This window comes from Imperialibacter sp. (assembly GCF_048007035.1).
GTDB lineage: Bacteria > Bacteroidota > Bacteroidia > Cytophagales > Cyclobacteriaceae > Imperialibacter.
The window spans coordinates 1,595,017-1,606,485 of the sequence record NZ_CP180355.1; the positions used below are offsets into that span (position 1 = coordinate 1,595,017).

At 47.2% G+C, this 11,469-nt stretch carries 9 protein-coding genes; 3 read left to right on the plus strand and 6 right to left on the minus strand.

The genetic code is table 11. From position 1 onward, the window contains the following. Positions 1–10: 10 nt before the first annotated feature. Entirely contained in the window at positions 11–3,256 is a 3,246-nt protein-coding gene (locus ACMVP2_RS07205; protein ID WP_416867209.1) for a SusC/RagA family TonB-linked outer membrane protein, read from the minus strand. A 457-nt stretch (positions 3,257–3,713) separates the two neighbouring features. Here ACMVP2_RS07205 and ACMVP2_RS07210 point away from each other — a divergent pair, with 457 nt between their 5' ends. From ACMVP2_RS07210 to ACMVP2_RS07220, 3 genes are all read left to right on the plus strand, one after another. Further along, positions 3,714–4,298, plus strand: a complete 585-nt coding sequence (locus tag ACMVP2_RS07210) for a helix-turn-helix domain-containing protein (RefSeq protein ID WP_416867210.1) — start codon at positions 3,714–3,716, stop codon at positions 4,296–4,298. 85 nt (positions 4,299–4,383) lie between these two features. Further along, positions 4,384–5,514, plus strand: a complete 1,131-nt coding sequence (locus tag ACMVP2_RS07215) for a TIGR03364 family FAD-dependent oxidoreductase (protein WP_416867211.1) — start codon at positions 4,384–4,386, stop codon at positions 5,512–5,514. Between the two features lie 3 nt (positions 5,515–5,517). Continuing rightward, the gene (locus ACMVP2_RS07220) at positions 5,518–6,840 is read left to right on the plus strand and encodes a DUF5690 family protein (protein WP_416867212.1); all 1,323 of its coding nucleotides are present in this window, start codon (positions 5,518–5,520) and stop codon (positions 6,838–6,840) included. On the opposite strand, the gene ACMVP2_RS07225 is transcribed toward ACMVP2_RS07220, so the two are convergent. The 5 genes from ACMVP2_RS07225 to porV all read right to left on the minus strand — a co-directional run bounded on the left by ACMVP2_RS07225 (position 6,829) and on the right by porV (position 11,467). Further along, positions 6,829–7,485: a hypothetical protein gene (locus ACMVP2_RS07225; protein ID WP_416867213.1), complete on the minus strand. Its 657-nt coding sequence runs from the start codon at positions 7,483–7,485 to the stop codon at positions 6,829–6,831. The two genes, ACMVP2_RS07220 and ACMVP2_RS07225, sit on opposite strands and share 12 nt — an antisense overlap. A 63-nt stretch (positions 7,486–7,548) precedes the next feature. Then, on the minus strand, positions 7,549–8,112 hold the full coding sequence (locus ACMVP2_RS07230; protein ID WP_416867214.1) for a phosphonate degradation HD-domain oxygenase: 564 nt from the start codon (positions 8,110–8,112) through the stop codon (positions 7,549–7,551). Beyond that, positions 8,109–8,810 carry an HAD hydrolase-like protein gene (locus ACMVP2_RS07235; protein WP_416867215.1) on the minus strand — a complete coding sequence of 234 codons (702 nt, stop codon included), beginning with the start codon at positions 8,808–8,810 and terminating at the stop codon, positions 8,109–8,111. The genes ACMVP2_RS07230 and ACMVP2_RS07235 overlap by 4 nt, the downstream gene beginning before the upstream one ends. A 101-nt stretch (positions 8,811–8,911) precedes the next feature. Then, positions 8,912–10,180, minus strand: a complete 1,269-nt coding sequence (locus tag ACMVP2_RS07240) for a M16 family metallopeptidase (protein ID WP_416867216.1) — start codon at positions 10,178–10,180, stop codon at positions 8,912–8,914. Between the two features lie 15 nt (positions 10,181–10,195). After that, positions 10,196–11,467 (minus strand): type IX secretion system outer membrane channel protein PorV, encoded by a 1,272-nt coding sequence (gene porV, locus ACMVP2_RS07245; protein WP_416867217.1) that lies wholly within the window; start codon positions 11,465–11,467, stop codon positions 10,196–10,198. Between the last annotated feature and the right edge of the window lie 2 nt (positions 11,468–11,469).

An 11,469-nucleotide genomic window follows, 5' to 3' on the forward strand; every position in this document is an offset into this window, starting at 1 on the left:
ATGAACCATCTTAAAGTTTGAAGCTCAGGTTAAAGCCAAAGCTTCTGGCCGAAGGATAAGCCATGTTTTCAACACCTGGCTGAAGTGTACCACCTGACATGGAAAGTGTTTCCGGGTCGAAGTGAGGGTTTTCAGTCCAAAGCATCAGGTTTCTGCCTACCACAGAGAAGCGAACATCTCTGAAAGGAAGACGACCCATCATAGTGTTAGGGAAGCTGTATCCCACTCTCACTTCACGAAGCTTCACAAAAGACGCATCGTACTTGGCAGCTTCAACGTTGTTACGCTCGTAGTAACGGTTATGCCAGTCACGGCTTGGTATTTTGATCTTATTAGGGATGTAGTTTCCATCTCCAGTATCAATCACACCCGGGCTAACAATGCCGTTGCCTTCCAAAGAAAGGTCATAACCATTGGCACGTCCGTACAGTGTTTCCTCCAGCTGGCCTGAAGTACTACCAATTGTTTTGGTTCTTGACACCACAATGCCACCCCGACGGATATCGAACAGGAAGCCAGCGTAAATGCCTTTGTAAGAGAAATTGTTGTTGATACCCACCATAAAGTCTGGGTTGTAATTGCCTTGTAGCTTCAATTCCGGATCTCTCAAAGGAGTACCTTCAGCCGAGTGGATGATCTGGCCATAATAGGGGCTGTTTTTGTCTTCTACCCTGGCAAAGCCAACACCGTAAATGTTGCCCATTCTTTCTCCTTCACGAGCCTGGATATAAGCACCATTTCTCTCTGTTAAAGTATAAGCCTCGATACCCTCAGCCAGCTTGATCACTTTGCTGCGGTTGCTGGTAAAGTTTACACTTACGTCCCATTTGAAGCCATTATCCTTCTTAATAGGTGTTCCCATCAACATCAATTCCTGTCCGTAATTTTGGATTTCACCGGCGTTGATAATCCTGCTGGAATACCCAGTGGCAATGTCCAAAGTAATCGGGATAATCTGGTCTCTCGTTTTGTTGTCGTAATGAGTGAAATCGACTCCTAAGCGTCCTTCAAAGAACCGTAAGTCAACACCCACTTCGTAAGACGAAGTCCTTTCAGGCTTCAGCTCAGCATTTCTCAGCACAGAAGATTCTGACTTGGTTTGCACCGATCCCCAGGCAGTTCCAGAGCCATATACATTAGAAAGGCTATATGGGTCGGTGTCGTTACCCACCTCAGCATAAGCCGCTCTTACTTTGGCAAAAGAAAGGAAATTGGGCATAGTGAACATATCACTTACTACCCCACTCAATGTTACTGAAGGATAGAAATAGCTGTTGTTGTCAACAGGCAGCGTACTGGACCAGTCGTTACGGCCGGTAACGTCCAGGAAGATCATGTTTTTGAAGGCCACCTGACCGTAGCCGTAGAGGCTGTTGATTCTCTTCTCCGACCTGCTTTGACTTACCTGAAGCTGCACGGCGGAGTTAGAGAAGTTGTAGATGCCAGGGATCAGTAGCTGAGGTGCCACTGTTGACTGAAACCTGTTGTTCTGACGCATTTGGTTACCACCCACTGACACGGTAAAGGCCCAGTCGTCATTCACATTTTTGTTGTAAGACAAAAGGAAGTCAGTATTTCTTTCCTGAAAATACACCGCATCTTCTCTGTACATCCCCAATGGGAATCTCTGAGTAGAGAATGCCCTGCGGCGATCTCTCAGGTCGTTATACAGGTCGTTACCGGTACGTACCAACAGGCTCAACTCCTTCGTAAACTTATAGGTAGCAGAGAGGTTGCCAAAAATCCTGTCCTTGTCCTGTCCGTTGGTGTTCTCGTAAGTCGTGAAATAAGGGTTATCGTGGTAGTTGTAGTTGTAGTTGAACTGCTGAATTCCCTCAAGCCCTGGCATCCAGTAGTTAGCGAGGTTTTTGGTATCAATTCCACGACCATACCAAATCCACAGGTACATTAAGCTTTCAGTTCCGTAGCTGATCGCTGGTCTGTTGTCGCTCTGGCTTTTGATATAGTTAATTGTGGAATTGATGGAAAGTTTGTCTGTCAGGTTCAGTCCGCCTTTTAGCGATACAGAGTTTCTTGTCAGGTCGGTATTAGGCACCATACCCTTCTGATCCAGATTGGTGTACGACAAACGAACATTGCCCCAGTCATTGGAAGTACTGAATTCAATATTGTTTGTACGAGTTACACCAGTTTCGAAGAAATCATTGATGTTGTCAGGATGTGGTGACCAGGCAGTGGGTGTAATAGTGCTTCCCGCAGGAGCATTGAGATCACCACCACGAAAGCCGGGAACATTTCTTGGGGAATCGAACTGAGGAATAAGCTGGCCATTCAATTCGGGACCCCAGCTCTCATCCACACCGTCGGCAATGCCCGCACCAGCTCCATCAACAAATGAAAACTGACCGTTGTTACCCTGGCCATATTTGTCTTGCCAGTCGGGCATTACAAGCGGGTTTTCGAAAGTTAAATTGCTGTTAACCGCTATTCCGATTCCTTTTTGGCTTTTACCTGATTTAGTAGTGATCAGGATAGCTCCGTTAGCGGCTCTAGAGCCATAAAGCGCCGCTGCTGCAGGCCCTTTCAATACGGTCATTGAAGCAATGTCGTCGGGGTTGATTTCGCCGGCTGCATTACCATAATCGACTTCGAGGTTACCTGAACCTGAAGCGCCATTCACCTGGTTGGAGATTGGAATACCATCGACCACGAACAAAGGCTGGTTGGCATTGATATTCAAAGAAGACTCGCCACGGATAGTGATCCTGGCGGAACCACCCACACCAGCAGCAGCGTTAGACACCTGCACACCGGCTACTTTGCCTGAGAGAGAATTAACCACGTTAGTCTCACGAGCTTCGGTAATGTCCTCGCCGTTTACCTGCTGCACCGAGTAGCCAAGCGCCTTGGTCTCTCTTTCGACGCCAAGTGCGGTTACAACAACCTCTGACAAGCTTTTTACATCGAGTTGCATGGCTACGTCGATCACCGACCGGCTGCCAATGGCAACTTCTTGTGAGGTGTAACCTACAAATGAAAAAACTAAGGTTGGCTCCTGAGTAATCAGGTCGAGGCGATAGTCGCCAGTTACCCCTGTAATGGTTCCGTTGGAGGTACCCTTTTCTAATACGGTGAGCCCAATAAGCGGCTCTCCAGCTTCATCTTTCACAACACCGCTTACAGTACGTGACTGTGCCAGTGCATTGAAAGAAAAAGCCATCAACAAAAGCAGGGAAAGAAAAGCGCTCCCTAAAGCTTTTTGATTAGGTCTTTTTTCTGGTAATGGTTTTTTCATAGTTTTAAATGGTTAAGACGATTTTCGTTTTAGCACAATGCCTCAACTCCCTTCCCTTTCGGGAAAGTCTTTGCGGACGTTAGGAAGAGGTTATTGGCCGGGAATGTTGGCGCATTTCCGGCTTACTTTTTTTATCGGCCTCAGGCAATCGAATTGCCTTTTTCGATCCTTCAAAGGTAGGTGGGCGATATTTACCTATATTAAACTAATATTTAATTCATTGTTAAATATTAGCATCTATTACCAAGTAGTTTACACATAGTAAACAAATAGCAAAATTGCTGGCTGAATAGATCGGGGAGTGGAATTGTTGGACTAAATTTCAGAAATGCAGCACAAAGTGCAATTCTTGCTGGTTATCAAATGTTAACCTCATCGTTATCTTTCCTTCATCCCCCACCGATTTATTGCTTTTAAAAACGGTGCATGTTTTTTTGACCCTTCAACCGCTTGAATCATGACAGATAACATTATTGGGCGGCTCGGACGCAAGCTGAAGCAGACCCGCCTATCAAAAGCACTGAAGCTTTACGAGGTAGCGGCCGAAGCCCATGTGAGCAAGGGTTTGCTATCGAGGATTGAAAACGGACGTACCATCCCATCGCTGCCTGTCCTTATCTCAATAGTTCATGCCCTTAAGGAAGAAGTGGGCACATTCTTTCACGACATCTACAGAATGCAGGAAAAGCCTTACCTACTGCTCAAAAAAGATGAGTACAATGAATTTGAAAAAGAAGGCACCAAGGGCTTCAAGTACCACCATATTCTAACACGCACCATCCCCGCTATCACGGTCGAGACCGTCCTACTCACCCTGGAGCCTGGGGCCGAAAGAGAAATGATCACTACCGATGCTTTTGAATTTAAATACATGATCAGTGGGTCTGCTCTTTATCATATTGGGAATGAGGCTGTGGTGCTGGAAGAAGGCAATAGTCTTTACTTCAACGGGAAGACTCCACATGCTCCATCCAATCCCTCAGACTTGCCATGCACAATGCTGGTGGTCTACTTTTTCTTTAATGATGAGCTAACATCATAGGGCACTTCGTAATAAACAGATAAAGGCAGCTTCATCATGTCTTCACTGCTGACTTTCATTTTAGAAGTTCTAACGAACTCAGAGAATGAAGGAGAAAAGTGCGGACGTAATTGTGGTGGGCGCTGGCATTGTAGGCCTGGCGATGGCCTTTCACTCAGCCAAAAAAGGGAAGAAAGTTGTCGTTATTGAACGGTCGCAACAGGCCCAGGGAGCCAGCATCAGAAACTTCGGTCTGATCTGGCCAATTGGTCAGCCGAGCGGACAACTGCTCGACCGGGCTTTGCGAAGCCGAAGCACCTGGCTGGAAGTAGCCGGGGAAGCAGGGATATGGCTCCATCAAAATGGCTCCCTCCAGCTGGCCCATCATCAGGACGAATGGGATGTCATCAACGAATTTTACAGCACAAATTCCAACGAAGGTTTCCAGATAGAGGTAGTTGCCGCTGACAAAGCAAAGCAGCTAAGCCCGGGGACTAAGACTGCGGGGCTAAAAGGCGGGTTGCTCAGTTCCACTGAGTGCACAGTTGACCCAAGAGAAGCAATCAGCAAATTGCCCGGCTACCTTGAGAAGAAATACGGAATTGAAATGGTGTTCGGCACCGCCGTGACACAGATAGAAAAAGACCGGGTTGCGACGGCTGAAATTACCTGGCGGGCTGAGCAAATATTTGTATGCAGCGGCGCCGACTTTGAAACGCTCTTTCCGGAAACCTTCCAGCAAAGCGGCATCACCAAATGCAAACTGCAAATGATGCGCACAGGCTTTCAACCTCATGCCTGGAAAATAGGACCTTCGCTGTGTGCCGGGCTCACTCTTCTGCATTACGGTGCTTTCAAAGATTGCAAGAGCCTCCCTGCTTTGCAAGCCAGAGCTCAAACGGATCTGCCCGACCTGATCAAGTGGGGCATCCATGTGTTGGTGTCTCAAAACGGAAACGGGGAGCTGGTGCTGGGCGACTCCCACGAATACGGTTTATCCCTTTCTCCTTTCGACAGGGAAGAAATCAACGAGCTTATCATGTCTTACCTGAGCACATTCTTTGAAGCACCCAATATGGCTATTAACGAAAGGTGGCACGGGATTTACCCAAAACTGGCGGGCAAAACTGAATTCGTTGCCACGGTGAGCGACCACACCACCATAGTTAACGGGCTGAGTGGAGCCGGAATGACATTGTCGTTTGGTCTTGCAGAGGAGCTTACAAACACCCTGTAGCCAATGACCTCCTCCACCAACAAGCATCTTGAAGCCAAAGTGACGACCTGGCTCCAGTCGACCAATAAGATTGCATTTTCTGTCTTCTGTATATTGGCGGCGTTCTGCACATACTCCTGCATGTATGCTTTCCGAAAGCCCTTTGCGGTAGCCACCTTCGAAGATGAAGCCTTCTGGGGGATTGACTATAAAATACTATTGATTACCGCACAAGTGATTGGTTATACACTATCGAAGTTCATAGGCATACGGGTAATCTCGGAGATGAAAAATAACCGAAGATCCATTTTCATTCTTCTTTTGATCGTTTCCGCTGCACTGGCTCTCCTTGGCTTTGCTCTGGCTCCTGCCCCATGGGGCATCCTCTTTCTTTTTCTCAACGGCCTGCCACTAGGCATGGTGTGGGGCCTGGTCTTCAGCTTTCTTGAGGGCAGGCAAACTACCGAGGTGCTCGGTGCGGGTCTTTCGGTAAGCTTTATCTTCTCTTCCGGTTTTGTAAAAACTGTCGGCAAGGTGGTAATGCTTAGCTGGGGCGTGAGTGAAGACTGGATGCCTTTTGTTACCGGAAGTCTGTTTCTTATCCCTTTGCTCGGATTTGTCTGGCTGCTTGATCGAATTCCCGAGCCAAGTCCCGAGGATGTGGCAATGAGAACCAAACGGGAGCCCATGAGTAAGAGTCAGCGGCGCCAGTTTTTAGTACACTTTGGCGGCGGTATGTTTCTACTCACACTGGTTTACATCCTGCTCACAGCTTTCCGTGACTTCAGAGATAACTTTTCTGCTGAAATATGGCAGGTGCTTGGCTATGGCGACAACGCAGAAATTTTTACGCTAACAGAAATTCCAGTCTCCATAGCTGTGCTTGTGCTACTTGGTCTTATGATGGGGATCAAGCAAAACTATAAGGCTTTAAATGCGAACTACCTGATCATCATCGGTGGTTTTGCGGTTAGTGGCATCAGCACGCTGCTTTTCCAAAACCATCTGATTTCCCCTCCTCTTTGGATGATTTTGGTAGGGTTCGGCCTTTACCTTGGCTATGTCCCTTTCAACAGCATCCTTTTTGACAGGCTCATCGCAGCTTTTAAGGTGACTGGAAATGTCGGGTTTCTTATTTACCTGGCCGATTCGTTCGGTTACCTGGGCAGCGTGGTTATTCTGTTCTACAAGAACTTCGGCTTTGCCAATTTGAGCTGGCTTGAGTTTTTCACACAGTCGATTTATGTAGTCTCCATTTCGGGAACCGTACTGATGGGAATTTGTATGGTCTATTTCAGAAGGAAATATGAGAGCAGGGATGGTGTTGCCGTTCTTTCAGTTAGATGAGGCCAACCGAGTCAGTTCAAGGCCTTCCTGACATCCGGTGCTTCCTGAAGAGCAATTTAGGAAGTTAATCATCATTACTATGTCGTAGCTGTCCCTCCAGCTTAGTCGGTGTGTATCTGCAAAATTGTCCAAATCTTCAAACAGACCATGCCCTTTCATGTATTTTTTGAAACTACCAAGAGGCACTATGTTATTGTTGTGACAGAAAAAGAAGTCAAAGCCTGCTACCTGCTCCTTTAGCATTCGATCGTTGATTGAACTGGCAGATGATGCTATATCATCATAAACAGGCTCAATGGATTTCTCTTTCCTCAGTAAGCCATAGTCGCCCTTGATGACAACTTCGTAGAAAACCGGCTGATTAAATCCCCTTTTATTGGCGATATAAGTGTAGAACTTTCTCCATACCTCAATATGGTCATCAAAAAAACTGAATTGAGATAGCTTGTTAGCGGGGAAAGTCTCAACTGCACCCGCCTTCTCTTCTCCCTTGAATGACACAGCATCCCACCTCGGGTGGTACTGGAGCAGTCCCACCTTCACTTCTCCTGACGTTAATACAACAACCCCCTGAGACCATTTCTGGTCTGCAAAAGAGTGTAAGCAGGAAAATACTACAATAAATACTGTTGCCAGTATTTTCATTGGGTGTTAAATAAGCGTTAACTAAGTTAACATTAATTTAACACACCATTGTCATTTCCAATGTTAAGTTTTCAGGAGGTGCCGAACCGCCATTTCCTCGAAATGGCTCAACGGAGGCATAGGCTGGTTTTCGAGTTTAGCCTCTTCGTCCCAGTGGCGGAGCGCTATGCTTGGCTCGAATAGTGGATCACTCTTAAAGGCAGCAGCCTCATCGGCGGTCATTCGACCGCCCTGGTACTCAAGTGTTTTTTTGCTGGCCTCAGAAAGTTTGTTGTAGTAAGACTCATCAGCGAAAGTGAGGTACCGCTTGGCCGCCACGTGGTTTTCTACCAGCTGGCAGATTTTTCGGGAAAAGCCTTTTCCTCTGAGGAACTTCGACCCAATCTCTTCGTGGCTTTTGACACCGTAAAGCCCCATTTTTTCGATCTGACCATCCATTTCGCATATATGTCCGATGTCGTGAAAAAATGCAGCGAGAATGACTTCTTCATCGTAGCCGGCCTTTTCTGCCAGCAAAGCAGCTTGTACCATGTGCTCAACCTGGGAAACAGGTTCTCCTATATAGTCTTCGTCTCCGTAAGTCCGGTACAAATCAAAAATCTCTTTCGCTATTTGTTGGGCACTCATTTTTCAAGAATTATTTGTAAAGCTTCAGGTAGACTGTCAGCGATATGCGTGTGTGGCTCCTTCTCCAAATCCTCTCTGCTGTAGGCGCCGGTTGTCACTCCAATTACCAGCCCGCAGCCCGCAGCGGTGCCCTCACCCAGGTCGGATGCGGTGTCTCCCACTTTTGCTACGAAAGAAGCTTCTGTCACCTTGCTTAGCTTCATGGCCTTGAAAATCATATCAGGATAGGGTCGGCCGCTCTCCACCTCATCGCTGGTCACGCTGCCATCCAACAGTTCCTTTTTCAACCATCCAAGTCGTTCAATCAACGCATTTGTCGTTTTCCGGTCAAACCCCGTGTCAACGTACACACTGATACCTGATTCCTTCAGCGCTTTAAATACATCAGAGGCTCCGGCCATCTCCCGCACCGACGGATCTTCTTCATAAAAGCTAACCATATCCGAGACGAAGGCTTCGTGGAGCTCATCAATCATGTCATCAGTTACTTTGATGCTCTCAGGCAAGTGGTACTCAAGAAGTTGTCGCAATGCCACCGGCTTTGGAATGCCCATCACCCTTGCGGCCTCCGCCATGGTAATTGAAACACCCTGGCGCTGCAACGTTTTTCTGAGCACCTTTTGTACATCCTGATTGTCCTGAACGGTGGTGCCGGCCAGGTCAAAAACTACTAGCTGAATTGATCCCATCCTTTGCATTGATTCAAGCGTCAATTTTACAACCGAACACCCGTTTCAAAGTAAGCTGGGGATTAAGATATGGTTAAGTTTTGTAATGGAGGCAGCATGGCATCTGAAGGCTATATACCTCCAGCAACCACCTGAAGCCAATCTTCTTCCTTAAAAGAATCATTGGCTACTCTCAACAGGTCTTCAGAAGTGGCAGTCCGAATGGAGGTAAGCAGCCTGTTGTAGTGCTCATAATCTAATCCGGCGAAATGAATGGACCTGAATTTGTCCATCAGGCTGAACGAGGTGCTGATACTTGACAAGAAGGTACCTATCATGTAGTTCTTCACTGTTTCAAGTTCTTCAAAGGGTATGGGCACAGTCCTGAGCAGCCTCATCTCCTTCAGAATTTCGTCGATGGAAGCAATAGCCACTTCTCGTTTCACGTCGGTTCCAACCACCCAAAAAGCAGCATTTTGGAGGTAGGAAAGCGAAGAATAAATACCGTATGTATATCCTTTGTCCTCTCTGATGTTTTTCATTAGCCGTGAACCAAAGTATCCGCCAAAAACCTCATTGAGAAGCATCAGATGGTAGTGGTCAGGATGATGTTTGTCATGAGCCATTTTTCCCAGCCGAAGCGAAGCCTGCACCGACTCATCCACCGGCAGTATCTCCCTCACCGCAGGGGCGGTAACCACCGGATAGTTTGGCAACGAAACAGCTCTTGAGGGGAAGTCTCCAAAAAAACCTTTTAGCTTCGAAAGCTCCTCACCGGAAAGCTTGCCAGACACAAACACTTCTGCCCGGCTCAACAACCTGTTCTTGTGGTATTCCTTCAAATCAGCGGAGGTCACTTTGCCAACCTCTTCCTCCGAAAGCTCCTTACCATAAGGATGGTTCCGACCGAAAAGAAGGTGCCTTAACCCTGACGATGCAAGCGCAGATGTTTTTTGCTTGTTTACCCTTATCTGTTGTATTCGCACCTTTTTAAGGGTCTCAAGTTCCTTCTCCGGAAACGAGGCATCAACAACGACGCTCAAAAAGAAGGGAACCACCTCCTGGAGGTACTTGGTTAGGGAATAAACTGTAAGGGTCACAAAGTCCATTCCCGAGGTTACTTCCCAATACGCTCCGTAGTAGTCAAGCCTGTCCGCAATTTGCCGACCTGAGAGCTTCTCTGTTCCCTCAAGCAGCATTTTGGTTGTGAAATAGGAAACACCCTCCTTTTCCTCCAACCAGCTGCCCGACTGGAGGACTAGCTCTATTCTGCAAACTTCCTGGTCTCCCAGAACCAGATCGTGGAACTGAATACCGTTACGAAGCGTACTGCTTGTAACATGCTTTAAATCGGTGCGGGTAGGAATATGAAATTCGGGCGCTGCGGTTCTGTCTAACATCAAAAACTTGGAGAATCAGGAGTCAGGAGTGGTGGAAGTGGGTGCTGCTTTGTCGAAATTAAACAGCAAGCTAAACCTAAGAGTTTCAGCCAACGGGTGATTTTGCACCTGGGGCACCAGATAGGCAAAGTCGATTCCGAACACCTGATAGCGGAAGCCAATACCCATTGTGAAATACTTCCTGTCGCCTTTTTGCGGGGTTTCGTAGTGGTAACCTGCCCTTGCGGCAAACACATCCTTGTACCAGTATTCCACTCCTATTGAAGAGATAATCTCATTTACTTCCTCTGAGAAACCATCAGGGGCGTCGCTAAACGACCCAAACATGCCGCTCAACAGGGGGCGGTAGGGGTCTTTACCACTTTTGATCTTGTACTTACTAGGGTCATTGGGATCGGCAATGAAGTTGCCATCGCCATCGGTTTCATAAATCGGCGGAGAAGGAACCATCAGTTTGTTGAAATCCAAAGCAATGGTAATCGTATTAAAGGCATCCAAATCGGTTTTAAAGGCCGCACCCAAACGGAAATTGATAGGAATGAAATCTTCGTTGTCGACACTGCTGTAGGTCAGCTTCTGTCCGATATTCGAGATGTGAGCACCTGCCGATATGTTGGAGTTACGGCCGCTTAGCACCAGATCCTTTGTATAATAGGAACCTACATCCACAGCCACACTGGTACCTGCTTTGGCATCTTGTGACGAAGAAAAGCTTCCTGATAGATTAGAGTGAATAAAACGGCCTGTGACACCCAGCCCCAGCTCTTCACTCAGCTTCCTTGAATAGGTGGCATCTACTGCAAACTCTCTCGGATTGAAGGTATTAAGAGGGGCGCCTGTATTGTCAGTCAACTGTATCTCCCCAAGATCAAAATACCGCATGCTTACCGCCACAGTCTGCACCCGGTCTATTTTTTTATAACCCGACAGGTACGACAGCGACATATCGTTCACAATTTTGGCCAACCAGGGAGTGTAAGAAATGGCAAAACCCATGTCCTGCTCAATGAAGGCAAGCTTACCGTTGTTCCAGTGTACTGAGTTGGCGTCTGCGGAAGTGGCTACCCCAACATCACCCATGGCAGCTCCTCTTGCATCAGGCGCAAACCCAAGAAAGGGTACGGCCGTAGAAATGACACGACGGCTGGTATCCTGCCCAGAAATGACTGCACCAGGCTGTGCATAGCTATAAAAACTCAAAAACATTAAGCCAAAAGCAACAAATACACCTGCATTCACGTGCCTGGAAGAATTCAGGGAAGGCTTTTTTATTGTATGTATCTTCAATG